The organism is Lachnoclostridium sp. An138 (assembly GCF_002160765.1).
Classification (GTDB): Bacteria; Bacillota; Clostridia; order Lachnospirales; family Lachnospiraceae; genus Laedolimicola; species Laedolimicola faecalis.
Window position 1 is genome coordinate 23,522 of record NZ_NFLF01000007.1, and the last position, 26,440, is coordinate 49,961.

Annotated in this window: 31 protein-coding genes and 1 pseudogene; 1 reads left to right on the forward strand and 31 read right to left on the reverse strand. The window is 51.2% G+C overall.

Translation table 11 applies throughout. The features are described 5' to 3' along the window. Window positions 1-20: 20 nt before the first annotated feature. The 11 genes from B5E82_RS07660 to B5E82_RS07710 all read right to left on the reverse strand — a co-directional run bounded on the left by B5E82_RS07660 (window position 21) and on the right by B5E82_RS07710 (window position 11,169). Window positions 21-2,156 carry an RNA degradosome polyphosphate kinase gene (locus B5E82_RS07660; RefSeq protein WP_087306982.1) on the reverse strand — a complete coding sequence of 712 codons (2,136 nt, stop codon included), beginning with the start codon at window positions 2,154-2,156 and terminating at the stop codon, window positions 21-23. A gap of 3 nt (window positions 2,157-2,159) precedes the next feature. Then, the gene (locus B5E82_RS07665) at window positions 2,160-3,698 is read right to left on the reverse strand and encodes a Ppx/GppA phosphatase family protein (protein ID WP_087307092.1); all 1,539 of its coding nucleotides are present in this window, start codon (window positions 3,696-3,698) and stop codon (window positions 2,160-2,162) included. Window positions 3,699-3,702: 4 nt separating this feature from the next. Then, window positions 3,703-4,146 (reverse strand): dUTP diphosphatase, encoded by a 444-nt coding sequence (locus tag B5E82_RS07670; protein WP_087307093.1) that lies wholly within the window; start codon window positions 4,144-4,146, stop codon window positions 3,703-3,705. A 31-nt stretch (window positions 4,147-4,177) separates the two neighbouring features. Further along, window positions 4,178-5,428 carry a competence/damage-inducible protein A gene (locus tag B5E82_RS07675; protein WP_087306983.1) on the reverse strand — a complete coding sequence of 417 codons (1,251 nt, stop codon included), beginning with the start codon at window positions 5,426-5,428 and terminating at the stop codon, window positions 4,178-4,180. A 3-nt stretch (window positions 5,429-5,431) separates the two neighbouring features. After that, window positions 5,432-5,974 (reverse strand): CDP-diacylglycerol--glycerol-3-phosphate 3-phosphatidyltransferase, encoded by a 543-nt coding sequence (pgsA, locus tag B5E82_RS07680; RefSeq protein ID WP_087306984.1) that lies wholly within the window; start codon window positions 5,972-5,974, stop codon window positions 5,432-5,434. Further along, window positions 5,971-7,296, reverse strand: a complete 1,326-nt coding sequence (gene rimO, locus B5E82_RS07685; RefSeq protein ID WP_087306985.1) for a 30S ribosomal protein S12 methylthiotransferase RimO — start codon at window positions 7,294-7,296, stop codon at window positions 5,971-5,973. The genes pgsA and rimO overlap by 4 nt, the downstream gene beginning before the upstream one ends. A gap of 220 nt (window positions 7,297-7,516) precedes the next feature. Further along, complete coding sequence (locus tag B5E82_RS07690; RefSeq protein WP_087306986.1) at window positions 7,517-8,458, reverse strand: DMT family transporter; 942 nt, start codon at window positions 8,456-8,458, stop codon at window positions 7,517-7,519. A gap of 6 nt (window positions 8,459-8,464) precedes the next feature. Next, on the reverse strand, window positions 8,465-9,130 hold the full coding sequence (locus B5E82_RS07695) for a hypothetical protein (RefSeq protein ID WP_087306987.1): 666 nt from the start codon (window positions 9,128-9,130) through the stop codon (window positions 8,465-8,467). Next, complete coding sequence (locus tag B5E82_RS07700) at window positions 9,123-9,569, reverse strand: GatB/YqeY domain-containing protein (protein ID WP_087307094.1); 447 nt, start codon at window positions 9,567-9,569, stop codon at window positions 9,123-9,125. Before B5E82_RS07700 ends, B5E82_RS07695 begins: the two co-directional genes overlap by 8 nt. A gap of 190 nt (window positions 9,570-9,759) precedes the next feature. After that, entirely contained in the window at window positions 9,760-10,623 is an 864-nt protein-coding gene (locus B5E82_RS07705; protein ID WP_162610736.1) for a ComEC/Rec2 family competence protein, read from the reverse strand. A gap of 60 nt (window positions 10,624-10,683) precedes the next feature. Next, entirely contained in the window at window positions 10,684-11,169 is a 486-nt protein-coding gene (locus tag B5E82_RS07710) for a prepilin peptidase (protein WP_087306989.1), read from the reverse strand. Window positions 11,170-11,553: 384 nt separating this feature from the next. Between B5E82_RS07710 and B5E82_RS07715 the strand changes: the two genes are divergently transcribed. Next, entirely contained in the window at window positions 11,554-12,033 is a 480-nt protein-coding gene (locus tag B5E82_RS07715) for an S-ribosylhomocysteine lyase (protein WP_087306990.1), read from the forward strand. A 99-nt stretch (window positions 12,034-12,132) separates the two neighbouring features. Here the strand turns inward: B5E82_RS07715 and B5E82_RS07720 are convergent, their stop codons facing one another. The 20 genes and pseudogenes from B5E82_RS07720 to B5E82_RS07815 all read right to left on the reverse strand — a co-directional run bounded on the left by B5E82_RS07720 (window position 12,133) and on the right by B5E82_RS07815 (window position 26,115). Beyond that, entirely contained in the window at window positions 12,133-12,768 is a 636-nt protein-coding gene (locus B5E82_RS07720; protein ID WP_087306991.1) for an SOS response-associated peptidase, read from the reverse strand. 91 nt (window positions 12,769-12,859) lie between these two features. Next, window positions 12,860-13,255 (reverse strand): annotated as a pseudogene (locus tag B5E82_RS18960) (DinB/UmuC family translesion DNA polymerase); the annotation flags it as partial. Next, window positions 13,156-13,863, reverse strand: coding sequence for a DNA polymerase Y family protein (locus B5E82_RS07730; protein WP_087306992.1), 708 nt, complete (start codon window positions 13,861-13,863; stop codon window positions 13,156-13,158). The gene B5E82_RS07730 and the pseudogene B5E82_RS18960, both read right to left, overlap by 100 nt. Continuing rightward, window positions 13,836-14,138 (reverse strand): hypothetical protein, encoded by a 303-nt coding sequence (locus tag B5E82_RS07735; RefSeq protein ID WP_087306993.1) that lies wholly within the window; start codon window positions 14,136-14,138, stop codon window positions 13,836-13,838. The genes B5E82_RS07730 and B5E82_RS07735 overlap by 28 nt, the downstream gene beginning before the upstream one ends. A gap of 230 nt (window positions 14,139-14,368) precedes the next feature. Next, entirely contained in the window at window positions 14,369-15,223 is an 855-nt protein-coding gene (gene pgeF / locus B5E82_RS07740) for a peptidoglycan editing factor PgeF (RefSeq protein ID WP_087306994.1), read from the reverse strand. A gap of 46 nt (window positions 15,224-15,269) precedes the next feature. Next, window positions 15,270-15,626: a YraN family protein gene (locus tag B5E82_RS07745; protein ID WP_191416770.1), complete on the reverse strand. Its 357-nt coding sequence runs from the start codon at window positions 15,624-15,626 to the stop codon at window positions 15,270-15,272. A 27-nt stretch (window positions 15,627-15,653) separates the two neighbouring features. Continuing rightward, window positions 15,654-16,337 (reverse strand): ribonuclease HII, encoded by a 684-nt coding sequence (locus B5E82_RS07750; RefSeq protein ID WP_087306996.1) that lies wholly within the window; start codon window positions 16,335-16,337, stop codon window positions 15,654-15,656. Window positions 16,338-16,429: 92 nt separating this feature from the next. Continuing rightward, the gene (gene lepB / locus B5E82_RS07755; protein ID WP_087306997.1) at window positions 16,430-17,014 is read right to left on the reverse strand and encodes a signal peptidase I; all 585 of its coding nucleotides are present in this window, start codon (window positions 17,012-17,014) and stop codon (window positions 16,430-16,432) included. A gap of 14 nt (window positions 17,015-17,028) precedes the next feature. Next, window positions 17,029-17,868 (reverse strand): ribosome biogenesis GTPase YlqF, encoded by an 840-nt coding sequence (ylqF, locus tag B5E82_RS07760; protein ID WP_087306998.1) that lies wholly within the window; start codon window positions 17,866-17,868, stop codon window positions 17,029-17,031. Window positions 17,869-17,895: 27 nt separating this feature from the next. Beyond that, window positions 17,896-18,468: a signal peptidase I gene (gene lepB / locus B5E82_RS07765; RefSeq protein ID WP_087306999.1), complete on the reverse strand. Its 573-nt coding sequence runs from the start codon at window positions 18,466-18,468 to the stop codon at window positions 17,896-17,898. Between the two features lie 133 nt (window positions 18,469-18,601). Next, window positions 18,602-18,949 carry a 50S ribosomal protein L19 gene (gene rplS / locus B5E82_RS07770; RefSeq protein WP_087164917.1) on the reverse strand — a complete coding sequence of 116 codons (348 nt, stop codon included), beginning with the start codon at window positions 18,947-18,949 and terminating at the stop codon, window positions 18,602-18,604. Window positions 18,950-19,205: 256 nt separating this feature from the next. Next, on the reverse strand, window positions 19,206-19,910 hold the full coding sequence (gene trmD / locus B5E82_RS07775; RefSeq protein WP_087307000.1) for a tRNA (guanosine(37)-N1)-methyltransferase TrmD: 705 nt from the start codon (window positions 19,908-19,910) through the stop codon (window positions 19,206-19,208). Next, window positions 19,910-20,416, reverse strand: a complete 507-nt coding sequence (gene rimM, locus B5E82_RS07780; RefSeq protein ID WP_087307001.1) for a ribosome maturation factor RimM — start codon at window positions 20,414-20,416, stop codon at window positions 19,910-19,912. The genes trmD and rimM overlap by 1 nt, the downstream gene beginning before the upstream one ends. Before the next feature lie 331 nt (window positions 20,417-20,747). Continuing rightward, on the reverse strand, window positions 20,748-20,978 hold the full coding sequence (locus B5E82_RS07785; protein ID WP_087164921.1) for a KH domain-containing protein: 231 nt from the start codon (window positions 20,976-20,978) through the stop codon (window positions 20,748-20,750). Between the two features lie 12 nt (window positions 20,979-20,990). Continuing rightward, entirely contained in the window at window positions 20,991-21,236 is a 246-nt protein-coding gene (gene rpsP / locus B5E82_RS07790; protein ID WP_087307002.1) for a 30S ribosomal protein S16, read from the reverse strand. 38 nt (window positions 21,237-21,274) lie between these two features. Then, window positions 21,275-22,621 carry a signal recognition particle protein gene (ffh, locus tag B5E82_RS07795; protein WP_087307003.1) on the reverse strand — a complete coding sequence of 449 codons (1,347 nt, stop codon included), beginning with the start codon at window positions 22,619-22,621 and terminating at the stop codon, window positions 21,275-21,277. Next, complete coding sequence (gene ylxM / locus B5E82_RS07800; RefSeq protein WP_087307095.1) at window positions 22,622-22,954, reverse strand: YlxM family DNA-binding protein; 333 nt, start codon at window positions 22,952-22,954, stop codon at window positions 22,622-22,624. Between the two features lie 59 nt (window positions 22,955-23,013). Then, window positions 23,014-24,207: an ion transporter gene (locus B5E82_RS07805; RefSeq protein WP_087307004.1), complete on the reverse strand. Its 1,194-nt coding sequence runs from the start codon at window positions 24,205-24,207 to the stop codon at window positions 23,014-23,016. Between the two features lie 70 nt (window positions 24,208-24,277). Then, window positions 24,278-25,435 carry a DUF6688 domain-containing protein gene (locus B5E82_RS07810; protein WP_087307005.1) on the reverse strand — a complete coding sequence of 386 codons (1,158 nt, stop codon included), beginning with the start codon at window positions 25,433-25,435 and terminating at the stop codon, window positions 24,278-24,280. A gap of 98 nt (window positions 25,436-25,533) precedes the next feature. After that, entirely contained in the window at window positions 25,534-26,115 is a 582-nt protein-coding gene (locus B5E82_RS07815; RefSeq protein ID WP_087307096.1) for a manganese efflux pump MntP, read from the reverse strand. Window positions 26,116-26,440 lie beyond the last annotated feature (325 nt).

A 26,440-nucleotide genomic window follows, 5' to 3' on the forward strand; every position in this document is an offset into this window, starting at 1 on the left:
TGTACTCTTCCAAAATTTTTTTATTCCACATGCTCCTCAGGAATAAACACACGGCTGTTCACCGGATTCTCTTCCGCTCTGGCTTTTTCCCGCGCCTCTTCCACAAAGTAATCCTGAGAACTCAGGGCTGTCTTGCCCCGCCGATCCACTTTTATATAAGTATCATCCGGCTGAAGAAGATGGGCCTTTACATTATCCTCCAGTTCTATATTCAGGATATGAATAAGCTCCTCCTTCAATTCCGGCCGCTCTACCGGGAACAGAATCTCCACTCGCTTCTCCAGATTTCTCGGCATCCAGTCCGCGCTGGAGCAGAAGACCTCTTCCTGTCCGTTATTATAGAAATAAAAGATCCGGCTGTGCTCCAGGAAATTTCCCACAATAGAGCGGACAGATATATTCTCACTGACTCCCGGAATTCCCACTTTCAGGCAGCAGATACCCCGCACAATCAGCTCGATTTTGACTCCAGCCGCAGACGCCGCATAAAGCGCTTCGATCACATCCCTGTCACAGAGAGAATTCATCTTTGCGATAATATGTCCCTCTCCTCCGTTTTCCGCATGCTCTTTTTCCCGTCCAATGAGCTGCAGAAATCTGTCCTTCAGCCACAAAGGCGCCAGAGACAGCTTATTCCAGAACGCAGGCTCAGAGTAACCGGAGAGCATATTGAACACGGCTGTCGCGTCCTCTCCAATGGGGGCAGAGCAGGTCAGAAGTCCTACGTCTGTATACTGCTTTGCGGTGGAATCATTGTAGTTTCCGGTTCCCAGATGCACGTACCGGCGGATGCCGTCATCCTCCTTGCGCACCACCAGCGTAATCTTGCTGTGCGTCTTCAGACCTACCAGACCATAGATAACATGGCAGCCTGCTTTCTCCAGCATCTTGGCCCAGATGATATTGTTCTCTTCGTCAAAACGGGCTTTCAGCTCCACTAGCACAGATACCTGTTTTCCGTTTTCCGCCGCTTGGGCAAGAGCCGCTATGATCGGGGAATTGCCGCTGACACGGTAAAGAGTCTGCTTAATAGCAAGCACCTTGGGATCAGATGCCGCGTCCCGCACAAATTTTACCACCGGATCGAAGGTCTGATATGGATGATGCAGAAGAATATCGCCTTTCCGAATCTGCTCAAAAATATCGCAGTCGGACGGGATCTCCTTGACAGGCGCCGGAACGTGCTTCGGATTCTTCAAATCGTCAAAACCTTCCAGGCCGTACATTTTCATCAGGAATGTCAGGTCAAGAGGTCCGTTGATCTTATAAATGGCCTCATCCCGAATATCAAACTCCTTGCGCAGAAGCTTTAAGAGCCTCTTGTCGATTCTCTCCTCTACTTCCAGACGGATTACCTCGCCCCACTGGCGCTTTTTAAGCTGCTTCTGTATCTCCTTCAGAAGATCGGCGGCCTCATCCTCCTCTATGGTGAGATCCGCGTTTCTCATTACCCGGTAAGGCGACGCGCAGACGATATCGTAGCTCAGGAAAAGCTGCTGCATATTGCGCTCGATGATCTCCTCCAGAAGAATCACATTCCGGCTTCCGTCCTTTCCGTGGGGAAGGGGCACAATACGAGGAAGTACAGACGGAACCTGAACCGTGGCAAACTCCAGCTCCTTTTCCTTCCCTTCCTGATTTTTCTTGGAAAGCAGCGCACCGATATTCAGCGTCTTATTTCGGATCAGAGGAAACGGTCTGGAAGAATCCACTGCCATGGGCGTCAGCACCGGATAGACGTTATCCCGGAAATAACGGTCCACGAATTCTCCCTGTTCTTCCGTCAGCTCCTCGTGTTCCTGGATCACATTCAGTCCATGCTGGCGCAGCATGGGAAGCAGGGACCGGGAATAGGTAGAATACTGAAGACTCACCAGCTTATGGGCTTCCTCGCCGATCTGATCCAGCTGCTCCTGGGCTGTCAGGCCTGCAATGTCCTTCTTGGTATAACCTGCGTTTACCATATCTTTCAAAGACGCTACGCGGATCATGAAAAATTCATCCAGATTGGAAGCCGTAATACTCAAAAATTTCAGTCTCTCAAACAGCGGAATGTTCTTGTCCCTTGCCTCGCTCAGCACTCGTTCATTGAAAGCCAGCCAGGAAAGCTCCCTGTTTCTGTAATATTCAGTTTTGGTAAAATCTGTCTTTTCCATCTCTTATACCTGCCTTTTCTGCCGGATTATGGGCCTGATACTGAAAATTGATTCAAAGAAATCTGCTTTGTGGGAGAAGAGTCCCTGCTCCAGCGTGATATCTTCTACGGTATCTACTACCACAATCAGTTCTCTATCCTTAAGCGTAACCTTCACGTTTTTGAATTTCTGCTTGTGGCTGCGGTCCATGGAATTAGCCACCCGCAGAATGGCGCTTATTTTGGCTGTCAGCAGATAATCATTCCGATCCAGACTGCAGCCCATGGAAAATTCCTCGAAAGAGACAAATTCTTCTGTATTAAAACGGATGGCGTTCGCAATGATCTCACGTTCTCTGTGAGACAATCCAATGATTTCCGTGGACATAACAATCTCGTAAGAGCACTGGGCCGTACGGTTCATGCTGATATATTTTCCGCAGTCGTGGAGCAGCACCGCAATCTGCAGAAGGAGTCTTTCCCGCCTGCTCATTCCGTGAATCCGTTTCATCTTGTCAAAGATCGTAAGAGCCAGATATTCTGTGCCCGCCAGATGCGTCTTATTGCTCTGGTAGCGCTTCGCAATGTTTTTGGCCGCCTCGATGATATCATTTTCAAAATTATGGCTGGATTTAAAAATTTTCTTCCGCTCTGCGTAATCATAAGCAAGACCATCACAGAGATTCCGGCCGGGAATCCACAGTTTCTCGGCCCCCGTCTCCTCAATCAGACGCCGGTAGATAATGAGGGCCGGCATCACCAGAGACATATTATCCGAGACAGTTCCCAGTCTTCCCACCATTTCCTGCGGAGAACGGGAGGCGATTTCCTGATACAGCTTCTGATATTCTTCCCGCGTGAAGGAAACGCTTTTTTCTCCCCTTCTCCGGGTAATCAGCTGATTGATATAATCACCCACCAGAATCATGTGCTTGATCTCCCGATCCTTCAGATACAGGCGCTTATAACTGTTCAGCTCATTGTTAATCATCTCTTCCACGATTTCATCAAAATGGGTGGTCCGCTGCTCGATCTCAGCCAGCCGCTCCCGAATACGCACGATTCCCAAACGCAGATTCTGTGTGGATACCAGCGCGTCTTTATCAAACAGGGAAATCTGGATGCTGCCGCCGCCCACATCTACAATGGCAGTTCCCTTCTGAATGATTTTCTGGAAAGACTCCTCGTTGGAAGCGATAGATTTATATCCCAGAAATCTCTGCTCGGAATTGCTTAAGATTTCCACTTCCAGGCCGGTACGCACCCGGATCTTATCCAGAATCAGAAGGCAGTTTCTGGTATCGCGGATTGCGCTTGTGGCGCAGGCCCGGTAATCCTCCACCTGATACCCCTTCATAATCCGGGTGAAGTCTTCCAGGATCTCACACAGCTCCTCCAGCATCTCATTTCCGATTTCACCATGAACATAAGCATCTTTTCCAAGTTCCAGCCCATGGCGGATATAATCGATTTCTTTTATTCCGTTTTTCGAAGACAGCTCAAGAATTTTCATTCCTACCTCATAAGAGCTGATCTCGATAGAAGCAAACGTAATCACCTGCATATCCTCACGCCTTTCCGGTGCTGCCGCAGCCGCCCCTGTCTTCATTTCCAAGTTCTTTTGTTTCCTCAAATTCCAGTCTGGGCTGATGCTCTATAATCCGGAATTGGCAGATTCTATCATTTACATGAATCTGCGTGTCGCGCAGAGCGTAGGCAGCCATAAACCACTGGTCGTTGTCGCCGCAGTAGGTTTCATCAATGATCCCCGTATGGTTGGTCTGAATAATCCCGAAATTTTTATAGGTGCTGCTCCGGGGAACTACATGCGCCTCGTATCCCTTCGGCAGCTGCATGGCCACACCCAGGGGAATCAGCCGGAACTCGCCGGCCTTCATCTGAATCTCCTCCGCGCACCGCAGATCAATCCAGTCAGACTTTCCGCCTATATAAGCCAGTCTGTCAATCTTGTCTGTGAAATACTTGATTCGTATCTTTTTTACGTCTTCCATCTTATCCTCCGTCAGCACCTTTGTTCTCTGTTCAGCCCTCAGCTGTCTCCAGAATACCTCTGCGAAGCAGCGTCAGCGCAGCCGCCACAGAGCTCTCCCGGATTTTTACCCGGTCTCCGGTAAAATGACATTCCTGCACATAGGTCTGCCCCCGGACAGCCGCCGCAATATACACAAGGCCCACCGGTTTTTCCTCTGAGCCTCCATCCGGCCCTGCGATTCCGGTCACCGCCACGGCCGCATCCGAACCGGTCATAAGGATCGCGCCCTTTGCCATCTCGCGGGCTGTCCTATCGCTGACCGCCCCGAATTCCTTAAGCGTCGTCTTCTTAACGCCCACCAGCTTTCTTTTTGCTTTGTTGGAATAGGTGACAAAACCCTGCTTGAAGACCTCAGAGACCCCCGGAACATTCACCAGACGGCCGGCCAGAAGTCCGCCCGTGCAGGATTCTACGGTAGTCACGGTAAGCTCCTGCTCCCGGAGAAGGGCCGCCACCGCATCCTCCAGCGTCACGCGCTCGTCCATGGTATAAATATGATCGCCAAATCTTACCCGCAGTTCTTTCAGAATCGGCTTCATGAGAAGCTCCGCAGCGTCTTCATTTTCCGCCCGGGCAGTCACCCGCAGATGCACTTCGCCTGTCTTGGCGTATGTGGCTATGGTGGGATTGGACTGGGCCGCGATCAAATCCGCAATCATCATTTCCGCCCTGCTTTCTCCTATTCCACACAGTTTCACCATTTCTGACACAATCGTCTCCGGCTGTTTCCGATGGAGATACGGGCAGATATCTTTCCGGAACATGGGAACCAGTTCGTTCGGCGGCCCGGGAAGAAGAATCGCCGTCTTTCCCTCCTGCTCCAGAATCAGTCCGGGAGCCGTGCCGTTTTCATTGTCCACTACCCTGGCTCCTTCCGGAACCATTGCCTGCTTCCAGTTATTTTCCGGGATTTCCCCGGTGCCCCGGGCGTCAAAATAAGCTTGAATCCGCTCTTTTGTGCGGATGTCTTCCACAAGGTTTTTTCCAAAAACTTCCGCTGTGATTTCCTTTGTCAGATCATCCTGTGTCGGTCCCAGCCCGCCGCTTAAGATCACCACGTCCGAACGTTCCAGCGCCTGTTTCACAGCCGCCCTCAGCCGCTCCGGATTATCGCCCACTGTCGTCTGATAATAGAGCGACAGACCGAGGCTGGCACATTCCCTCGCCAGAAAAGCCGCGTTTGTATTGACAATATTTCCTAGCAGAAGCTCTGTTCCCACAGAAATCAGTTCCGCTGTCATATATCAGATATCTCCTTCCAGCAATATACCCCTGTTTTTCCACAGATAATCGAGCAGGGACACCACTGTCAGAATCAGTGCAATCCAGGTCACCGCCGTCTCAATCACTGTGAAGCTCCCTCCCAGATCCAGAATCAGAAGAATGATCATAATCATCTGAAAGGTCGTTTTAAACTTTCCCCAATAGCTTGCCGCAATTACGACTCCGTTATCCGAAGCGATCAGACGAAATCCGCTGATGATAAATTCTCTGGCAATAATTACTATGACCATCCAGGCTGCCAGGCGGTCCATCTCTACAAGACAGATGAGCGCCGAACAAACCAGCAGCTTATCTGCCAGCGGGTCCATGAACTTTCCGAAATTGGTTACAAGACCGCGTTTTCTCGCAATCTTTCCATCCAGAAGATCCGTCAGACTGGCAACGGCAAAGATTGCCAGCGCAATATAGTTTCCATATTTTCCTCCCAGATCCGTCAGCATGAACACCACGAAAAACGGGATCATAATCACTCTCAGTACCGTCAGTTTATTTGGCAGATTCATTCTATCAATTCTCCTATCAGATCGTATTCTGCTGCGCCTGTTACGCGCACCCTGGCGAAATCGCCGCTCATCAGCGTCTCATCCGTATTTAGGAAGAGATAGCCGTCCACGCCCGGCGCGTCCATATAAGTCCGGCCCACATAAACGTTTTCATCGGCAGCCTTTCCCTCTATCATAACCGTAAGCTCCCGCCCTGTCATGCCTTCCGCTTTTTCAAAAGCAATCTCCTGCTGGAGCTCCATAATCTCAGCTCTCCGGTCTTCCTTTACTTCCTCCGGGATCTGATCCGGCATGGCTGCCGCCGGAGTGTCTTCTTCCGCAGAATAGGCAAAGACGCCCAGCCGGTCGAACTCGCAGTCGTCCACAAAGCGCATGAGCTCTTCATGATCCTCTTCCGTCTCTCCCGGAAATCCGCTGATCAGCGTGGTTCTGAGACAGATATCCGGGATCGCTTCCCGCAGTCTTCCGATGATACGCCGCAGATCTGCCTGCGTGGTTCTTCTCCCCATGCGCTTCAGAATCCTGTCTGACGCATGCTGAATAGGAAGGTCCAGATAATGGCAGATTTTTGGCTCCTCCTTTATGATCTGAATCAGTTCTTCTGTAATCTCCTCCGGATAGCAGTACTGCACGCGAATCCAGCGTATGCCCGGAATTCCGGCCAGCTTTTTCAAAAGCTGCGGCAGCCTCTTCTCTCCGTACAGATCCACTCCGTAAACAGTCGTCTCCTGAGCCACCAGAATCAGTTCTTTCACACCCTGCTCTGCCAGCTCCTCCGCTTCAGCCAGAAGCCTTTCCTCCGGAACACTGCGGAAATGTCCCCGCAGCCTTGGAATGATGCAGTAGGTACAATGCTTGTCACACCCCTCCGCAATTTTCAGATATGCGTAATGGCCCCCCGTGGTCAGAACACGTCCTCCCTGTTCCGGCACAAGACGGTCAATATCTTCAAAGCGCAGTTCTTTCCTGCCTTCCAGGGCTTTTTCCACCGTTTCCGCAATGGCATCATAGGTCGCTGTTCCGAGAACCGCGTCCACTTCTTCTATCTCATCCAGGATCTCCTTCTGATACCGCTGAGCCAGACACCCTGTGACAATCAGCGCTTTGCAGCTTCCGCTCTTCCGGTATTCCGCCATCTCCAGGATTGTATTAACACTTTCTTCCTTGGCATCGCCGATAAAACAGCAGGTATTGATTATAATAATATCCGCTTCCGTCTCATCGTCCGTAAACTGGTATCCCTTCTTTTCCAGAAGCTTCAGCATCACTTCCGAATCCACCAGATTCTTATCGCACCCAAGGGAAATAAATAAAATTTTCATGTTTTCATTCCCCGCCGCTGCAAAAGCGGCGCCTGTATCCCATGCTCTGCCTTCCCGGCCCTCATGGAACAGTCTCTTTCTTATTTAAATATTATAGTCTATTTTACCGGCCGCTTCAACCGCATCCCCGGACTTTACATGAACTTAACATTCAAAAGGCCGCAGTCTGCCCTTCCGGCCTGTGCGCAGGATGCGGTTTCTCTCCGTATGTGCTTCCGTCCTATGCGCAGGATACGGTTTCTCTCTGCTTCTGCGGCAGCTGCGCCAGTACGATAGCTGCCGACATCAGCACACAGCCAAGCACTTCCCGGCCGCTTAAGGTCTCTCCCAGCAGGAGAAGTCCCGCCAGCACCGAAACCACTGATTCCAGACTCAGAATCAGGGAAGCCACCGTAGGATTCATTCCCTTCTGTCCGATGATCTGCAGAGTATAGCCTGCTCCACTGGACAAAACTCCCGCATAAAGCACCGGCTGCCAGGCAGACAGCAGGGCGGAGACACTCGGCTCCTCAAAAAGCAGCATTGCGGCGCCGGATACGGCCCCGCAGACAAAAAACTGAATGCAGGACATCTTCACGCCATCCACGTACTGCGTAAAATAGTCAATCACCAGAATATGTACCGCAAAAAGAAATGCGCAGATAAACACAAGAATATCTCCCATTCCAATCTGAAAGCTTTCCGTAATGCAGAGAAAATACAGTCCGCTTAAGGCAAACAGCACGCCCGCCCATACGAGCGGGCCGCATTTTTTCCCAAAAAACAGGCTGATCACCGGCACTATGATAATGTAAAAGGCTGTGATAAAGCCGGCTTTTCCTACTGTCGTATACTGAATGCCAAACTGCTGAAAACAGCTTGCGGCACAAAGGGCCAGTCCGCAGCAGATTCCTCCCAGAATCAGCATCTTTCGCTTTTTCCTTTTTTCCTCTTCGGAAAGCTTTTCCGCGGCAGCCTTCCTGTCGTTCCCTTTCTGTCCGTTCATCCGGTTCAGCAGCGCAATGCATGGGAGCAGAACCAGGCCGCCTATCAAAGACCGCGCGCAGGTAAAGGTAAACGGCCCCACATAATCCATGCCTACGCTCTGCGCCACAAAAGCCACTCCCCAGATCACTGCCGTCAACAGAAGAATCAAGGAATGGCCCAGCTGTGATGTCTTCATCTTCTGTCACCCCTCATCAAACCGCAGTGTAGACAAAATCATATGCTCTGCACTGCCCAGATTCTCATAATCCGCCACAGTACAATCCAGCTGCGCCACATACAGCTCTTCATTGTACCGGAACACATACAAATCGCAGGTCCGGCTGTCCCCGGAAGTCCCTTCCGCGTAGCTGACCCAGATGGCGGGATATTCGCCTTCGCCAACGGTCACTTCCTCCACCGCGCATTCTTCTCCGCTTTCCGCCACGTACTGATCCGCCAGTTCTTCCGCGGAAGGCGCGTCCTCCTTTCGAAGGCTCAGAAACGCTGAAGCGTCATCCGCTTCTCCGTCAGACAGCGCCTCAAACCTCAGCTCATTCTCAGAAGCTGTAAGCGAAAACTCCGAAGTATCATAGGCCAGAGAAAAATCCCCGTTTCCGCGGACCCTTGTATACATGGCTGTCTGCGGTTCTCCTTCCTCTGTCATCATCACCACCTCTTCTTCACCCAGAACAGTGCCGGCTTCTGTATCCAGGCCAAGCTCCGCTCTTTTCTGTTCCTCTGTCTGGCTTACCTGCGGCTCTTCCACTACCTCCACCTGAGGAACCGTCACTTCTGCGCCGCCGCGGCCGCAGCCGCAGCATAACAGGAAAACGGTGAGGCAGAGAGCCGCCTTCCCCCGCCTAAGCAAGAAACTCTCCTACCAGTTTATTAACCAGAGCGCCGTCAGCCTTTCCCTTTACCTTCGGCATCAGCTCTTTCATCATTTTTCCTTTATCTTTTCCTGTGGGATTCTCAAGTCCCAGAGAAGCAGCCACTTCCTGAATCACTGCCCGGATCGCGTCCTCGCTCATCTCCTCGGGCGCAAACTCGGAAAGAACAGCCAGACGCGCCCTGCACTGCTCGATGATATCTGTTCTGTCTGCCGGAGCCAGATCAAGCGTCTCCTGAGTCTGCTTCATCTCCTTTTTCACTACTGCGTATTCTTCCTCTTCCGTCAGATCCGCCCGCTTGTCAATCGCTTTGTTCTTCAGCGCAGAAAGCAGCATGGACAGAGACTCTTTTCTCTCCTTTTCCTTATTTTTCATTGCCGCAACCATTTCGGCGCGTACCTTATCAATCATGCTCATGTCTTTTTCCTCCTCATGCATACATTACCACAGCCTCTTCAGTACCTTCGCGGCTGTGATTCGCCCCGTACTGAATAGCTACGCATTACCTACCATTTTAATCATATTCCCGGCTGATTTCAAGTTTTTTTAATGCCGGCACAACACAACTGCATCCACATCCGAATCAGCTGTGAACAGCGTTCAAAACTTAATTTTGGCTGAAACTTAAAGAGCTGCCGTCTGTCACACAGGTCACTGTGCCCTCCGAAGTCAGATAAACTTCTGCTCCCAGCTGTCCGAGAAGCTCCAGAATCTCCTTATCCGGCTCTTCTTCCTCCGAGCATGTAATGACCGCCGCTTCCGGTGAAACGGCCAGAAGGAATTTGTCCGAATTCTTTTCTTCCCGTCCGTGATGGGGAACCTTCAAAACCTGATGTTCAAGCTCCAGCTCCGGCTCAGCCATCAGCTCCGAAAGTCTCTCTTTTTCACAATCTCCGGCAAAAAGAAACCTTTCTTCCCCGAACGTCAGACTGAGTACCAGTGAAAAATCGTTGTCTTTCTCCTCATAGTCCTTCTGCCTGGGCGGATAAATCGTACAGCCGGCCTCTGCGAGAGCAAATTCCATCCTCTCTGTCACCTTTTCCGGCTCGATGTTCTCCGCGTCCAGCGCTTCCAGATACTGTTCCGTCTGCCTGCTGTCCGATTCATAATCCGGCTGCAGTACTCTCCGCACTTCCACAGCTTCCAGAACCTTATCGGCTCCTCCCACATGGTCCTTATCAAAATGAGTAATGATCATATAATCCAGCTGCTGTATTTCTTCAGCCTCCAGGTAGTCAAGAATCACATCTGCCGTATCGTCATACCCAGCGTCAATCAGCATTGCCTGTCCTTCCGACTCCAGGAGAACCGCGTCACCTTTTCCCACGTCAAAAAAGGTCACTTTAAGCTCTGAATCCGTTTTCTGTTCTGTTCCCTGGTCCTGCTGCTCTGCGGCGTTCCGCGCACACCCGGTCAGAAGCAGGACCGAAAGCAGACAAAGAGCCAGCTGTCCCTGCCATCGTCTTCTCATGGCTGCCCTCCTTTTTGTTTTTTTCATCTTACCATATTCCTTTTCCCGTCTCAAGGCCGGTCAGAAAAGCCCGGGCAGGGAAAAACGCAGCAAAAATTCCAGCAGGAAGCCGCCCAGCAGAAACGGAGCCAGAGGAACCGTGTCTCTCCTGCTTCCCTTTCTGCCTATCATCCGCAGACACAGCACTGCCGCCGCAAGTCCCGTCCCCAAAAGCAGAACCCACAGCATTCTGTACAGCCCCGCAAATAGCGCCGCTGTTCCTGCCAGCTTCACATCTCCCATGCCCAGCTTCTTTCCCTTTCCGCATACCCAAGTCACTGTCAAAAGGAAAGTCATCAGAAGCAGGCCGCTCCCAAGATCCTGCAGAATATGTATTGTCATTTCCTTCCATCCAGCCAGGTATGTTTCCGGCAGGCAGAAAAGAAGACGCAGCCCTGCGGCGGATCGCAGAAGCCGGTTCGGAATTTTCCGGAAATGCAGATCCCGCCATGCGGCCGTCAAAAAAAGCGTGGCCAGAATTCCTTCTCTCAGATTTTCGTAAAACATGCTTTCTTTACTTTCTTCTTTTTATAATCAGCTTTCATTTGTGAAATTTTCCGCAGAAACGCTCATGATATTTGAGATATTATATCCGCTGCTGAACGAACTGTTTCGATTGCCGGCCGCTCAACTTTCCGGACACCAGACTATACGGCAGGCTGCATATCAAAAGCAGAATACAGAATAAAATGATTTACGAGTTCTAACATATCAGGTTTTCAATCTTATGTCAACCTTTTTCAGGGCATTCCCGCTCCTTTTTAACACTACAGTTCTTTCATCACTGTCTCTCCCGGCTTTTCACTCATTTTCCTGTCTACTTTTCCATTTCCCTTCCCGCGTAAATGTGATACACTACATATCAGGGTAAACAACAGGAGGAATACTACTATGGAGAAAATCACAAGCTTTACCATCAATCATCTTCTGCTTCAGCCCGGTGTCTACGTGTCAAGAAAAGACCCGGTGGGCGGTACCATTGTCACCACCTTCGACCTGCGCATGACCAGCCCCAATGAAGAGCCTGTCATGAACACCGCCGAAGTTCACGCTATCGAACATCTGGGCGCCACCTTTCTGCGCAATCACAAAGAATGGAGTCCAAAAGTCCTGTATTTCGGCCCGATGGGCTGCCGGACCGGTTTCTATCTGCTGCTTTCCGGTGATTATGAATCAAAGGACATCGTCCCTCTGATGATCGAAATGTGGGAGTTCATCCGCGATTACGAAGGCGAGATTCCCGGGGCCAGCCCCAGGGACTGCGGAAACTATCTGGATATGAATCTTCCGATGGCAAAATATCTGGCAAAAAAATACCTGGATGAGGTGCTGTACCATATCACTGCGGACAGACTGGTGTATCCGGAGTAAAAGAATCAAAAAGAGTTCTGCCTGACTCTATGCCTAATAGCGTAGAATTTCAGCAGAACTCTTTTTTATCCCAATTTTACTGCTTCCGGAATGAACCTCTCAAAACAGACTCAGCTGTTCATATTCCTCTTCTTTCCCTCTGTCTTCCGCGCGCTCCCTTTTCAGTCCCTGCAGGGAGGAATTCAAAAGCTCTCCTGCCTCTTCGCCGGAAAACAGCCAGGCTTCCACATCCTCCTGTCGTATCAGAACCGGCATCCTGTCGTGGATTCCAAGCATACACCCTTCGACTTTTCTGGTTAGAATCGCGAATTCATCTCCCTGCTCCGACGCGTGATAGATTCCTGCCAGATACAAAATCCCATTCCCATCATAAAATCTGTATCTGACTTTTTTCGCTTCGTCTCTCTTCCATTCATAGAAGCCTCTGGCCGGAATCAGACAGCGGCGGTATGCGAAATCCTGACAGAAGAGATGCTTCTCTCTCACCGTCTCTGAACGGGCATTGATAATCTCTTTTTTCAGGCCGGGAGCCTCGTAACCCCATTTCATTTTCTGTAGATCCAGATGGCTCTGCAGGCCCCGGAGCACCAGCGCTCTGCAGGAGGGGAACACATCTCCCCTGCTTTCCGTTTCCATATTTTCCTTCCCGGTCAGGAGCTCCCAGCTGCCTGTTCTTTCCGCGAGCCTGCGGAGCTCTTCCCATACATCCCCATCCACATAAAATCTGCCGCACATCAGAGCTTCCTCCTTTTCTTCTTACTGCTTTGGCCTGCCGGATCGGAGTCCGGCCGTCCCAGAGCCCGGCAAACAGGCTGCAGGCTGCCTCATAAAGCTCTTCTGTGATATTTGTAGCGCCAGGAAGACGCCGCTGCCTGCTGAAATGCTGGAACTCATAAGTGGTAATATGAACGCCTGCCGTATCCGCCCTCACATGATCCTGGCGCAGCCGGGCGCCCACAGTCTCACACAGAGACAGCAGATAATGCCGCGCGCATTCCGCCGTCAGAATGTCTCTCACCGCCGTCATGCTGTTTCCATATCCTTTCGGATATTCCTGCGCAAAGACATAAGACTCCAGTTCGCCGCCTCCCGCATAATTCCGGAGGATTTCACCGGGGCGCTTCAGTTGTGCCCGGATAAAAGCGCTGTCAGCCCTGGCCAGCTCCCCGATGGTACGGATTCCCAGCCGCCCAAGCCGGTCGGACATGGCCGCTCCTGCCATAAAAAGCTCCGAGACGGGAAGCGGCCACATTTTTTCTCTATTTCCTCTTCAAACAGCGTATGCACTCTGTCCGGTTTTGAAAATTCTCCGGCCATCTTGGCCAGAAGAAGGTTGGTGGAGACGCCGATATTGACGGTAAATCCAAGTCTGTCCCGAATCTCCTCCTTCATCTGCCAGGCCAGATTCACCATCTGCTCTCTCCCGTAAAGCCGCCCAAAGCCTTCCAATATCACCCAGGCTTCATCTATAGAATAGGGAATGATCTGATCCGAATATCTCTCCAGCAGTTTCATCAACGCACAGGAGGCCCTCACATAGAGGCTGTAATCCGGAGGTATCACGATTAAATCCGGACATTTCCGGCAGACGGAAACCAGCGGCTCTCCCGTCTGTATTCCAAATCTTTTTGCCGGGATGCTTTTCGCCAGAACAATTCCATGCCGCTTTTCCTGATCGCCGCCCACGACGGACGGTACAGCGCGCAGATCTTTCTTTTCTCCGAGAATACAGGTTCTGTATGCGGCGCTCCAGCTTAAGTAGGCGCTGTTCACATCCACATGAAATACAAAGCGCTTCTCCATCACGAAAGGAACTGAAAGATTCTCCATCTCTGGCTTTCCACATCATAGCGGAATTCCAGAAGCCTTCTGCATCCGTCCATCACCACGGAACAGATATACTGTTTTTCCCGGATTCCCACATAATTTTTTTCGTCCCTGGAAAGTGTTTTCTCAATTTTTACCAGCTCTACCTTGTGCTCCGGTAGCTCGTAGCGGAACTGCAGAGGCGTAATGACCCCCGTTCGATCCACCGCGCAGAACATCTGTACCGGAATATTCACCGGCTGAAGCTCTTCCGGTTCTGTATGTCTGTCCTCCTTCATTTCCCTTTTCACCTCTTCTCCTGCAGTCCGGCCTCTTCTGGGCAGCCGGCTCCTTGTCTTTGCTGCCGCAGTTTCAGTTGTTCCGGACTATTCTGTGCTTATAATAGCAAACATATGTTCTGTAGTAAAGTGGTGATTTCAGGAAATGTACAGCCGTCTCCCGGCTTTCGGTACTGTCTGCACATTCGGATGTTGTTTCTACATCCTGGCGCTGTTTCTGCTCCCCGATATTATTTCAGCATAAGGAAGGCTCCCAGATTTCCCCTCCTGCCTTTGGACGCCCGGTGGCTGAACAGAAGAGCAGGATTACAGCAGGTACAGACGTCTGTGACCGCAATGTTTTCCGGGCGGAGTCCCGCCTCCAGAAACGCAAGCTCATTGGCCCGCCAGAGGTTCAGCTGATATTTTCCGCCGCCTTTTTCATAAAAGAGTTCTGTATGGAAACGCTCGTCAAAGGCCTCCCGGAATTTTTCAATTACGTCCTCACTGACCTCATAACAGCTCTGGCAGATGGACGGGCCGATGGCCGCCAGCAGATCCTCTGGGCGGGAGCCATACTGTTCTGTCATGAGCTCTGCGGTCTTCTTCCCTATTTTCCCTGCCGTTCCTCTCCATCCCGCATGGGAAAGTCCGATACAGCGCCGCACCGGGTCCACCAGATACAGAGGCACACAGTCTGCGTAAAAGGTGGCGAGTACAAGCCCCGGCACATTTGTCACCAGGCCGTCCACGTCTGTGTAATCCTTCCGGCGGGTGAAACCCTTTCCTCTGTCCTCCTCCGTGGCCACACGCAGATTCGTGGTGTGGGTCTGATCCGAACAGACCAGATTCTCGCAGGAAAATCCTATGGCCGCTCCCAGCCTCCGGTAATTTTCACGCACTGCTTCCTCCTGATCACCTCTGGTAAAGCTGACGTTCATGGAGGAATAAATTCCTTCGCTTACTCCTCCCAGGCGGGTAGAAAAGCCGTGAACCACCATTCCCGCCGCCTCCAGAGAGGGAAACACCAAAAAAGGAACGCCCTCCCGCTCTCTGAGCTCCGTCGAGGACCTTCCCTTAACTTTCTTCCATTTCAGCTGTTCCATATTTTCTTCCTTTCCCTGCCATATGGCTGCGCTTCCGGCCTCCAGGCTATTGCCGGTAAGGAAACGCGTTCCTTAACAGTTCAAGCCTTTCTCCCTGGACGGCCGCCACGTCAAAACGGCAGGACTGCGTCTCAGGGATTCCGTGAACCATCCGGTAATAATCCGCCACCCGGCAGATTGTATGCTGTTTTCTCACATCTACTGCTTCCCCTGGACTTCCACAGGCTCCGGAGCGGCGGTATTTCACTTCCACAAAAACCAGCGTCCGCCCGTCCAAAGCAATCAAATCAATCTCTCCGATTCTGCACCGGTAATTCCGTTCCAGAATCTTCCATCCCAGGCTTTCCAGATACTCCGCAGTCTTCTGTTCATATTCTGTTCCGGTTTTCCGGCGGTTTCCCATATCCAGATGCCCTCCTGGCCTGCCTGTCTATTTTTCTGCATCCCCGGTGAAATTTTTGATAAAGCTTCTTCTGTGGATGGGGCAGGGGCCGATTTCCTTCAGCGCCGCGATATGCCGGGCAGAGCCGTAGCCTTTATTGGACGCAAACTCATAACCCGGATAGAGGTCCTCATACTGCACCATCATCCGGTCTCTCGTCACCTTGGCTATAATGCTTGCGGCAGCGATGGAGACGCTTTTCGCATCTCCTTTGATAATCGGCACCTGTGGAATGTCCACCTGGGGAATCGTCACCGCGTCATTTAAAAGCAGATCCGGTCTGACTGAGAGCCTGGAGATGGCGATCCGCATGGCCTCGTAAGTGGCCTGCAGGATATTGATTTCATCGATCCGCTCCGGGCTGACCGCCCCGATTCCCACGGCTATGGCCTTTTCCATAATCTCATCATAGAGCAGCTCTCTCTTTTTCTCCGAAAGCTTCTTAGAATCGTTCAGGTAAAGGATCTCACAATCTTCCGGCAGAATCACTGCTCCGGCCACCACCGGCCCTGCCAGAGGCCCCCGGCCCACCTCGTCGATGCCGCACAGGGTGCCGCGCTCCCTGTACTGGCGCTCATAGACACGCATGCCTTCCAGCCGTTCACGCTCTGCCTTCAGTTTTTCCTGGCGCCGCTGCTCTCTCTGCTGACGCAGAAGCTCTGTCTTTGTCATTTCTCCTTTTGTTCCTCCCCTGCAGACAAGATTCCTGCATCTTAAGATTCTGCCGGGTTTGTCCGGCTCAATGCCCGCCTGCCTTCTTACGGTTACTGATGCTTCAGAATTCCAAAGGAATCCAGAGGCCAGATGCGCAGCCAGGCCCTTCCCACAATTTCGTCTCTGTGAATCAAACCTACACTCGGGTCCCGGCTGTCAGAACTCTGATTCCGGTTGTCCCCCAGCACAAAATATTCATCCTCGCCCAGCGTAATCGGCTCCGCCGCAAGTCCCGGGTCCTGAATCACTTCACGGCCATAGGATTCCTGCAGCACTTCACCATCTATATAAATCAATCCGTCCGCAATCTGTACGGTTTCTCCCGGAAGGCCGATAATCCGCTTGATATAATAGGTATTTTCCTTATAATGAAAAGGAAAAACAATAATGTCGAAGCGTTCCGGGTCCTTAAAACGATAGGTAATCTTATCTACTATCAGCTGATCCCCGTCATCCAGCGTATTTTCCATGGACTCTCCGCTTACATGCGTCCGCTGTCCCACAAAGGTGATAAAAAGGAAGGTCACAGCCAGCACAATGATAATATAGACCAGCATACCGGCCAGCTCCCGCAGCGGATTGCTTTTGTTTTCTTCCTCTGTAAACTCCTGTTCTTCCTTTCTTCCTCTGAACATTTCTCTTCCTCCTGTCATGGCATTTCCAGAGTAATCCGGCCAAGCTTTCCTGACCGGAACTCCTCCAGCAGAATCGCCGCTGCCTTCTGGGTGTCAGCTTCCCCGCCTTTTCTCAGACAGCCTCTTTTTTCCGCGATATCACGAAGCTGTTCCGCAGCGCCGCCTTCCTCGTCAATCTCATATCTTTCGCGCAGCAGTCCCTTATAATGTTCATTCAGGAATCTCAGCAGCTCCATGGCAAGCTCTTCCGTATTGAGCACCTCTTCCCGGATAGATCCAATCAGCGCAAGCTTAAGCCCTACCGCCGGGTCCTCAAATCTGGGCCAGAGAATCCCTGGTGTATCAAGAAGCTCTACCTGTTTATTCAGGCGCACCCACTGGGCTCCTCTGGTCACTCCCGGTTTATTTCCGGTTTTCGCGCAGGCCCGGCCCGCAAAGCTGTTGATAAAGGTAGATTTCCCTACATTGGGAATTCCGGCCACCATAGCCCGCACAGGCCGGTTCAAAATACCCCTTTTTCTGTCGCGCTCTGTCTTTTCCCTGCAGGCTTCCCCTATCGCCGCCTGTACAGCCTTAAAACCGGCTTTGCTTCTGGAATCCAGTTTCACCACCTGAAACCCTTTCTCCCGGAAATAGCCGCTCCAGGCCTCGTTCGCCGCCTCATCCGCAAGGTCCGCCTTATTCAGGAGAAGAAGCCTTGCTTTATTTCTGCCCAAATCGTCAATATCAGGATTCCGGCTGCTTAAAGGCACGCGGGCATCCACCAGCTCAATTACCAGATCGACCAGTTTGATATTATCCTGCATCATCCGTCTGGCCTTTGTCATATGGCCAGGGTACCACTGTATATTCATAAAAACCTCATTTTCTGTCTCAGAAATCTATCTCAAAAAACCGAAACGCTCCCCGGGCGTAATGATAAACCAGGCCTTACCCAAGATATCTTCCTTTTTTACATTACCGATATCTGCGCTCCGGCTGTCTTCACTGTTATTTCTGTTATCGCCCAGCACAAAATATTCATCCTCACCCAGCGTAACCGGTTCCGACGCGAGCCCCGCGTCCGTCATGCTGTCTGTCTGAACCACCTCGTCCAGAACCTCTCCGTCTATAAACACGCGGCCGCTTTCTATCGTCACCGTGTCTCCCGGCTTTCCGACTACCCGCTTAATGTGATAATGGGCGTTTTCATTTCCATTGGGCTTAAACACAATCAAATCTCCGTAATCCGGATCTTTAAACTCATAAATCAGACGGTTGACCAGCACCCGGTCGCCGCTGTAAATGGCAGGCTCCATGGACTGGCCCACATTGCTCAGCGTAAAGCCGAAAAACCAGGCCAGCATGCAGCCGATCACAAAGGCCAGAATAACCTCTCCAATCCAGAGCACGGCTTTTTGAATCCCTGACAGGCTGATTTTCTTTTTTCTTCTCCGAAAGCTTAAGCCTCTCATATCTCTCCTCCGGAACTTTATTTCTGTATCCGCGCCATATCCAAATATCTGCTTCTTTCCGATACATAAAAAGGGAGAATTTTCATTCTCCCCTTTTCACCAAGCCACAAGCTGTCCAAAACAGCCGCAAAAACTATTTTACCAGCTCTTTTACCTTTGCGCGCTTTCCTACACGTCCTCTTAAGTAGTTCAGTTTTGCACGGCGAACCTTACCGCGGCGAACCACTTCTACCTTCTCCACGTTCGGAGAATGCAGCGGCCATGTCTTCTCTACGCCAACGCCGTTGGAATTCTTTCTTACGGTAAAGGTCTCGCGTACGCCGCCGCCCTGCTTCTTCAGGACAATTCCCTCAAAAACCTGGATTCTCTCGCGGTTTCCCTCTTTGATCTTTCCGTAAACCTTTACGGTGTCTCCTACGTTGAACTGGGGCACTTCTGCCTTCAGCTGCTCAGCTTCAATGTTCTTGATAATCTCGTTCATTTCGTTGTCTCCTCCTTCATTCTGGATGTTCTTACCGCAGAATCAAAGGATTTCACCGGAACCGCACCGGAGGCCGGCGCGTATCTGTCCCCTTACCCATACAGGGCGCTTCTTCCTGTCTGCTGCAGCAGCGGACCATCTTCTTTTATCACAACGCACATTATTTTACCATGTCAGAGCTTAAATTGCAAGCCCCGTTTTTCCATTTTCCCAGGAAACGGCAGTGGCAGGCACCGCAGATGTCTGTGCCCTGCTCTCATGGGGTCTGTTTTCTCAGGTAGGCTTCGTACAGATCCGGGCGCCTCTCCCTTGTTCGCAGGATAGACTGCTCCAGCCTCCATTTCTCCACATTAGCGTGGTGACCGGACAGAAGGATCGGCGGCACCTTCTTTCCCCGCCATTCCTCGGGACGGCTGTACTGGGGATATTCCAGAAGCCCGTCCTGAAAGCTTTCAAACTCAGCGGAAGTCTCATTACTCAAAACGCCGGGCACCATACGGGAAATAGCGTCAATCATCACCATAGCCGGGAGCTCTCCGCCTGTCAGCACATAGTCCCCGATAGATACGTAGTCCGTCACAATCTCTTCCAAAACCCGCTCGTCCACGCCCTCGTAATGGCCGCACAGGAAAATCAGATCCTCTTCCTTCGCGAACTCCTCCGCCATGGCCTGATGAAAGACCGAGCCCTGGGGCGTCACATAAACAGTCCGGGGCTTACGCCCGATCCGCTCTGTCACCGCCTTCCACGCCTGATAGACCGGCTCCGCCTGCATGACCATGCCGGCTCCGCCGCCATAAGGGTAGTCGTCTACCTTGCCATGTTTATTTCCCGCGTAATCGCGGATGTTGATGGCTTCCAAACCAATGGTGCCTTTTTCGATGGCCCGTCCGGTAATACTCGTCCCGAGGCCGTTTAAAATCATCTCCGGAAACAGAGTCAGCACATAATATCGGTTCATCACAGCAGTCCCTCCGGCACATGCACCAGCATTCTCTCATTCTCCAGATCCACCTTGAGGATGCAGGAGGGAATCGCGGGAAGAAGGATCTCCTTTCCCTCGTCCGTCTCCACCACATAGACGTCATTGGCGCCTGTCTGAAGCACGTCTGTGAGAATGCCGAGTCTCTGTTCTGTATCGTCAAAAACCTCCAGATCAATCAGATCTGTGATAAAATTTTCATTTTCTTCAAGAGGAACCGCCTGGTCCCTGGTAATCAGAAGATCCCGTCCCCGGTACCGCTCCACCTCATTGATATCCTGAAATTCCTTAAATTTCAGAATCACCTGGTTTTTAAAAAAACGGACGCCTGTGATCTTCAATGGCAGATATTCCTTTCCCGTATCCAGAAATACCTGCTTCAGATCCCGAAATCTCTCCGGATCATCCGTCGTCGGAAATACCTTGACCTCGCCTTTGAGTCCGTGCGTAGAAGAAATCACGCCTACCCGTAAATATGGTTCCATACACTGTTTCCTTTCTCATGATGCTGGCTGCATGGCAAGGCGCTTCGCCATGCTCCGGCAGTGAGTCGTGCGCAGGATGCGCCGCCTCTCTGTTTTTGAGCCGTGCGCAGCCGGCTTTGTCTTGAAGATTCCGCATGCTTTGATCACGGCAGTGAGCCATGCGCATTCCGGCAAAGCTCCGCTTCGCCGGAATCGCGGGCTTCGCCCTATGGAAGCTGCGCAGTACAGCCAGTCCCGCGCGAGCGCAGCCGTCTGTACTGCGCAGCTTCCGCACGGCTCATTGCCTTCGCGCAAAACAGCGGGTGTCTCCACCCGCCGCTTCCGTAAAATCCTACTGCAAAATCTCTACGACTACTTTTTTGTCTTCTTTCGAGGATGCTGCCTTTACGACACTGCGGATAGCCTTGGCAATCCGGCCCTGCTTGCCGATGACCTTGCCCATATCCGACGGCGCCACCTTAAGCTCCACAAGAATGGATTTCTCATTCTCGGTTTCTGTGACAACCACCTCGTCCGGATGCTCAACCAGTGATTTTGCAATCACTTCTACTAATTCCTTCATGTCCTACCTCGACTATTTCTCAACGCCGGCTGCCTTCAGGATCTTGCCAACTACTTCCGTAGGCTGTGCGCCGTTAGCCAGCCACTTCTTAGCTGCCTCCACGTCTACCTTGAAAGTACTCGGATCAGTGCTCGGATTATAGGTTCCGATCTCCTCAATGAAACGTCCGTCTCTCGGGGATCTGGAATCTGCTACTACGATTCTATAGAAAGGAGCTTTCTTCTGACCCATTCTTCTTAATCTGATTTTTACTGCCATCTCATTCACCTCCGCATTTTATGCTGTACATTCTTTATTTAAAAGGGAAATTTAAAACGTCCCCTTTTACCAAATTTACCTCCGCCCATCATGCCCGGCATCTGCTTCATCATCTTGCGCATCTGCTCAAACTGTTTGACCAGGCGGTTCACCTCCGCGATATCCACTCCCGCGCCCCGGGCAATCCGGTGCTTTCTGGAGGGATTCAGGATCTCGGGATTGCTTCTCTCCTTCGGCGTCATGGACAGGATGATTGCCTCCGTCCGCGCCATCTTCTTCTCATCTATGGCGTCTTCAATGCCCTTCATCTGGCTCCCCAGCCCCGGCATCATGGCCAGCACGCTGGACAGGCCTCCCATCTTCTTCATCTGGTTCATGCTTTCCAGATAATCGTCAAAGCCGAACTGGGCTTTCTTCAGCTTCTGCGTCATGGCTTTCGCCTTTTCCTCATCCACCGTCTCCTGGGCCTTCTCAATCAGAGTCAGTACATCGCCCATGCCAAGGATACGGGACGCCATACGGTCCGGATAAAACTGCTCCAGGTCGGAGAGCTTCTCTCCCATACCCACATACAGAATCGGCTTTCCGGTCACCGCCTTGATAGACAACGCCGCGCCGCCTCTTGTATCGCCGTCCAGCTTCGTCAGGATTACGCCGTCAATCCCGATTTTCTCCTCAAACGCAGTCGCCACATTGACCGCGTCCTGTCCGGTCATGGCGTCCACTGTCAGAAGCGTCTGATCTATCTGCAGGTTCTCTCTGATCTCCTGCAGCTCCTTCATCATGTCCTCGTCGATATGCAGACGGCCTGCCGTATCGAGGAGCACGACGTTAAAGCCATTTTTACGGGCGTATTCGTAAGCGCCCTTCGCGATATTGACGGGCTTCTGGTTCTCGCCCATCGTAAAAACCTCCACGCCCTGCTTTTCACCGTTTACCTGCAGCTGCTTGATTGCGGCCGGGCGGTATACGTCGCAGGCCACCAGAAGAGGCCGCTTTCCCTTTGCCTTCAGCTTGCCCGCAAGCTTCGCTGCCGTCGTCGTCTTACCGGCTCCCTGAAGACCCATCATCATGAGAACTGTAATGCCGCTGTTATTCAGCTTCAGCTCTGTGGTCTCGCTTCCCATCAGGCGGATCAGTTCCTCATGAACGATCTTAATCACCTGCTGGCCCGGCGTCAGGCTGTTCATCACATCCGCGCCTATGGCACGCTCTTCCACAGCTTTGATAAACTGCTTTACCACCTTGAAGCTTACGTCTGCCTCCAGAAGCGCCATCTTCACTTCTTTCAGCGAAGCCTTCACATCCGCTTCCGAGAGACGGCCCTTGCCGCGCAGATTCTTAAATACATTCTGTAATTTATCGGATAAACTTTCAAATGCCATCTACAAATTCTCCAATATCCTGTTCAGCTGGCGCACCAGCTCTTCTCTGTCCGGCTGCTCTGCTTCCAGCAGAGAGGCTTCCATCCTCTCAATCTGCTCCTTAATGGTCACAAACTTTTCCACCAGGTGAAGCTTGGATTCATAGTCCTGCAGAATCCTGTTGCATCGTTTCACCAAATCATGGACGCCCTGACGGCTGATTCCCCGTTCCTCAGCCACCTCGCTGAGAGAATAATCATTGAGAACCACGTCTTCATATACCTGCTTCTGATGGTCCGTCAGCAGCTCTCCGTAGAAATCATAGAGGAGCGTCTGCTCCAGAATTTTCTCCATGCTCATCACCCGCCTGCTTATCATACACAAAAAGAAGGCAGGTGTCAAGTGTTTTTTCTTTACACCTCTAAAATCTGCATATTTCGATAATTCTTCTTCGTATACAGCAGAATCATATCCCCGGCCTGCAATTTCAGGGTTCCTGTAGGAATCATCAGCTTTCCGTCTCTGCGCACCATAACAATCAGAGTCTTTCTTGAAATATCCAGTTCCCGAATCTCCTGAGCCACCCAGGGATGGTTTTCCTTCAGCACAATCTCCCGAAGCTGGATTCCTTCCTCATCCTGATAGCTCTCCGCGCCCAGAATCAGGCTGTCCCCCTCCTGAATGACTGTATCTCCCCGGGGTACCACAACTTTTCCCCGTCTTTGAATCGCCGCCATCAGAAGACCGGGCGGAAGAGAAAGATCACTGACGCTCTGATTCAGCCAGGGATGTTCTTTTCCCACCTCCAGGCGGACAAAGTGGATATCCGCCTCCGCGGAATAGGCGTTCAGGCTTTTCAGACGGCTATACTGCTCCACGAAACCTGCGGAAAGAATACCAGTGGGAATCGCCACCATGCCCACGCCCAGAAAAGTAATCACAATGCCGAAGATTCGTCCGGCAATGGTGACCGGGTAGATGTCCCCATACCCCACCGTCAGCAGGGTGGAAACCGCCCACCAGAACCCGGAAAAGGCATTCTGAAACACCTCCGGCTGCGCTTCATGCTCCAGACTGTACATACACAGGGAAGATGCCAGCATCAGCACCAGGATAATGAAAATCGAAGACAGGATCTGATCCCGTTTTCCCCGGATTACATCCGCGATGACATTCAGAGAATCATAGTAGGCATTGACGCGGAACAGACGGAAAATGCGCACCACCCGGAACATCCGAAAGGCCACCATTCCCGTCGGAAAGAAAATGGGAAGGAAATAGGGAAGGAATGACAGCAGATCAATCACGCCATTAAAGGAGGTCATATATCTTGCGACCGCTCTCCCGGGCGTCAGCTTCGGGTACAGATATTCCGCGGTCCAGACGCGCAGGCCGTATTCCAGCGCAAAGCAGATCTCTGTCACCAGCTCGACTTTCCCCAGAATCCCCATATAAGGGGCCGCGTCCTCAAAGGTGGAATAGCAGGCAATCGCAAGGTTTACCACAATCATACACAGCAGCAGCACGTCAAAGGTTCTGCTCTGCCAATCCTCGTCGAAGCCTATCTGAATCACCTCAAATATGCGCTTTTTTCTTTTCCCCGACATGTTTATGTCCTCCTCCTGCTCTGACTTATCCTTATTATATCTATCCGCCAGGGAGAAGACAACGTTCTTTTCAGGCTTTTCCCGTTATCCGTGGAAGATACTGGCTTGCAATCCGGTTCTCCGGCTTTTCATCAAAGAGATAAAGCACCGCCACAAACAGCCATTCCAGCGGCTTCATAATCAGATACACGATATCGGCGGCCAGAGGTGTGCGGATATTCCGGGAAATGGGATAACCATAGGTATCATAAAACTTTCTCACTGCCCTGTGAAAGCGCGGCGTGCGCTCTTCCAGAAGCTGCTCAAAGGCATTGGCCACACAGAGCTGACGGTTCACTACAATCCTTTCACCCCGGCGCAGTCCCATACGGGTAGGACGCACCAGCTTTTCATGCCCACGCAGCGCCACCGTGCAGAGATAATGGGCGTCCACCATGACTTCCGGCGGAGAAATCTTCGTAGAAAGAGTCCAGTCGCTGGTCTCCGTAAAAGCACGGATGGCACTGTCCGGCTTCTGGCCGCAAAGCAGAAGAATCACCACAATAACACAAAGCAGCGGCAGTGTCAGAAGCAGCGCGTAAAGCGCCCAGCGGCGGCTTTTTGCCAGAACCCGGCTGCAGTCATTTAGAAACCTGCTTTTATAGGGCTCCATACTGCTTTCCTCTTCGAAAAGCTCTCCTCTTTCTTCCGCCGCAAATCTCCTGCTCTGCTCTCTCACCGTCCGCAGAAGCTGAACCACCGCCAGGATTATATAATTAACCGGCACCAGCATCATCAGAAGTACATCAAAAGGCAAGGCGTTCATAAAGATCTCATTGTCTGCGGTAACGCCGAAAAGCTGTATGATGAAAAGAAGATTCACGGCAATTCCCAGATAGACGCCGGCCATGGCCAGCACCTTCGCCAGGGGCGCCGCTTTCTGTTCTCTCGTTTTTAAAAAAAAGTAGGAAACCATTCCGACCGCAAAAAGCACCAGAATGGTCAGAATATGCTCTCTGGAAAGGGGCGCGTGAAGCGATGACATGTCCGACGGCTTCACAATGCTTTCCTCCCAGGGCCTTGGCTGCCAGATCCCATAAAGCAGAGCCATATAAACAATTCCCAGCGCGAAAGCTGCAGCTTCCGTTTTTCCGGAATGTTTCTTTTTGAAAATCAGCGTCAGCACATTCCACACTGTCAGCAGCGGACCGGGAAGAATCAGTACCGCCGCTATCACCAGCATACCCATAAAGCAGTTCCCCTTTCACTTTTGTGCTGCTCCTATCTTAACGGCAGTTTACCCATTTGTCAATAATTTTTTATTGTTTTTCGATAAAATTCATCGATTTATCCAAGAATTCCCAGATGTTCCAGCAGAATTTTAAGTCCCATACCAATCAAAATAATGCCCCCTGCCAGTTCCGCCTTTGACTTATAGCGGGTTCCAAAAACATTGCCTATACGAACGCCGGCACCAGACAGCAGAAAAGTAATAATACCGATAAAACTCACTGAAGCAATCAGATCCACATTCAGAAACGCCAGGGTAATTCCCACAGCCAGCGCATCAATACTTGTAGCTACAGCCATAAGAAGCATCGTCTTCACTGCAAAAGGATTTTCTTCCCGGGAACAGACTCCATCCTCATCACAGCCCTTTTCTCTGGACTCCCGAATCATATTGAAACCTATAATACCCAGCAGAATGAACGCAATCCAGTGATCAATATTGGTGATATACTCTTTAAACTGAACACCCAGGAAATATCCGATTGCAGGCATCAACGCCTGAAAGCCTCCAAAATACAGTCCCGCAATACAGCATTCTTTTACTCCTGCTTTCCGCACACTTAATCCCTTACAGACAGAAACTGCAAAGGCATCCATAGCCAGACCTACTGCCAATATAAAAAGCTCCCGTAAACTCATATTATTTCTCCTCTCTTTCGTTCGGAAGCAGCTGTCCGTCCTTCCTTTCCAGATTTCCTGTCTTCGGATTTTATCCGGTTCAGAGCCTTTCCACATCTTTCTGCCGGATAAAAAAAAGAGACCTGTCCGCAGAATTACTCTGCGGATAAGTCTCGTTATTTCATACAAAACCAGGCATTTGCCAATGTGTTGATTCTGTCACGTCCCAAGGACGCCAACTACTCCCTTATGCGCCTCCTTATTCTACAATATTTTCTCAATAAGCGCAAGAAAAATTTCCGAAAACTGCGCGCCTGTTTTTCTGTACTGTTTTTCTGTTTCTCTT

Bases quoted from the DNA above. Each gene is read 5' to 3' on its own strand.
- B5E82_RS07660 (WP_087306982.1), bottom strand. From the start codon at position 2,156: ATGGAAAAGACAGATTTTACCAAAACTGAATATTACAGAAACAGGGAG.
- B5E82_RS07665 (WP_087307092.1), bottom strand. From the start codon at position 3,698: ATGCAGGTGATTACGTTTGCTTCTATCGAGATCAGCTCTTATGAGGTA.
- B5E82_RS07670 (WP_087307093.1), bottom strand. From the start codon at position 4,146: ATGGAAGACGTAAAAAAGATACGAATCAAGTATTTCACAGACAAGATT.
- B5E82_RS07675 (WP_087306983.1), bottom strand. From the start codon at position 5,428: ATGACAGCGGAACTGATTTCTGTGGGAACAGAGCTTCTGCTAGGAAAT.
- pgsA (WP_087306984.1), bottom strand. From the start codon at position 5,974: ATGAATCTGCCAAATAAACTGACGGTACTGAGAGTGATTATGATCCCG.
- rimO (WP_087306985.1), bottom strand. From the start codon at position 7,296: ATGAAAATTTTATTTATTTCCCTTGGGTGCGATAAGAATCTGGTGGAT.
- B5E82_RS07690 (WP_087306986.1), bottom strand. From the start codon at position 8,458: ATGAAGACATCACAGCTGGGCCATTCCTTGATTCTTCTGTTGACGGCA.
- B5E82_RS07700 (WP_087307094.1), bottom strand. From the start codon at position 9,569: ATGAGCATGATTGATAAGGTACGCGCCGAAATGGTTGCGGCAATGAAA.
- B5E82_RS07705 (WP_162610736.1), bottom strand. From the start codon at position 10,623: ATGAGAAGACGATGGCAGGGACAGCTGGCTCTTTGTCTGCTTTCGGTC.
- B5E82_RS07710 (WP_087306989.1), bottom strand. From the start codon at position 11,169: ATGTTTTACGAAAATCTGAGAGAAGGAATTCTGGCCACGCTTTTTTTG.
- B5E82_RS07715 (WP_087306990.1), top strand. From the start codon at position 11,554: ATGGAGAAAATCACAAGCTTTACCATCAATCATCTTCTGCTTCAGCCC.
- B5E82_RS07720 (WP_087306991.1), bottom strand. From the start codon at position 12,768: ATGTGCGGCAGATTTTATGTGGATGGGGATGTATGGGAAGAGCTCCGC.
- B5E82_RS07730 (WP_087306992.1), bottom strand. From the start codon at position 13,863: ATGGAGAATCTTTCAGTTCCTTTCGTGATGGAGAAGCGCTTTGTATTT.
- B5E82_RS07735 (WP_087306993.1), bottom strand. From the start codon at position 14,138: ATGAAGGAGGACAGACATACAGAACCGGAAGAGCTTCAGCCGGTGAAT.
- pgeF (WP_087306994.1), bottom strand. From the start codon at position 15,223: ATGGAACAGCTGAAATGGAAGAAAGTTAAGGGAAGGTCCTCGACGGAG.
- B5E82_RS07745 (WP_191416770.1), bottom strand. From the start codon at position 15,626: ATGGGAAACCGCCGGAAAACCGGAACAGAATATGAACAGAAGACTGCG.
- B5E82_RS07750 (WP_087306996.1), bottom strand. From the start codon at position 16,337: ATGACAAAGACAGAGCTTCTGCGTCAGCAGAGAGAGCAGCGGCGCCAG.
- lepB (WP_087306997.1), bottom strand. From the start codon at position 17,014: ATGTTCAGAGGAAGAAAGGAAGAACAGGAGTTTACAGAGGAAGAAAAC.
- ylqF (WP_087306998.1), bottom strand. From the start codon at position 17,868: ATGAATATACAGTGGTACCCTGGCCATATGACAAAGGCCAGACGGATG.
- lepB (WP_087306999.1), bottom strand. From the start codon at position 18,468: ATGAGAGGCTTAAGCTTTCGGAGAAGAAAAAAGAAAATCAGCCTGTCA.
- rplS (WP_087164917.1), bottom strand. From the start codon at position 18,949: ATGAACGAGATTATCAAGAACATTGAAGCTGAGCAGCTGAAGGCAGAA.
- trmD (WP_087307000.1), bottom strand. From the start codon at position 19,910: ATGAACCGATATTATGTGCTGACTCTGTTTCCGGAGATGATTTTAAAC.
- rimM (WP_087307001.1), bottom strand. From the start codon at position 20,416: ATGGAACCATATTTACGGGTAGGCGTGATTTCTTCTACGCACGGACTC.
- B5E82_RS07785 (WP_087164921.1), bottom strand. From the start codon at position 20,978: ATGAAGGAATTAGTAGAAGTGATTGCAAAATCACTGGTTGAGCATCCG.
- rpsP (WP_087307002.1), bottom strand. From the start codon at position 21,236: ATGGCAGTAAAAATCAGATTAAGAAGAATGGGTCAGAAGAAAGCTCCT.
- ffh (WP_087307003.1), bottom strand. From the start codon at position 22,621: ATGGCATTTGAAAGTTTATCCGATAAATTACAGAATGTATTTAAGAAT.
- ylxM (WP_087307095.1), bottom strand. From the start codon at position 22,954: ATGGAGAAAATTCTGGAGCAGACGCTCCTCTATGATTTCTACGGAGAG.
- B5E82_RS07805 (WP_087307004.1), bottom strand. From the start codon at position 24,207: ATGTCGGGGAAAAGAAAAAAGCGCATATTTGAGGTGATTCAGATAGGC.
- B5E82_RS07810 (WP_087307005.1), bottom strand. From the start codon at position 25,435: ATGGGTATGCTGGTGATAGCGGCGGTACTGATTCTTCCCGGTCCGCTG.
- B5E82_RS07815 (WP_087307096.1), bottom strand. From the start codon at position 26,115: ATGAGTTTACGGGAGCTTTTTATATTGGCAGTAGGTCTGGCTATGGAT.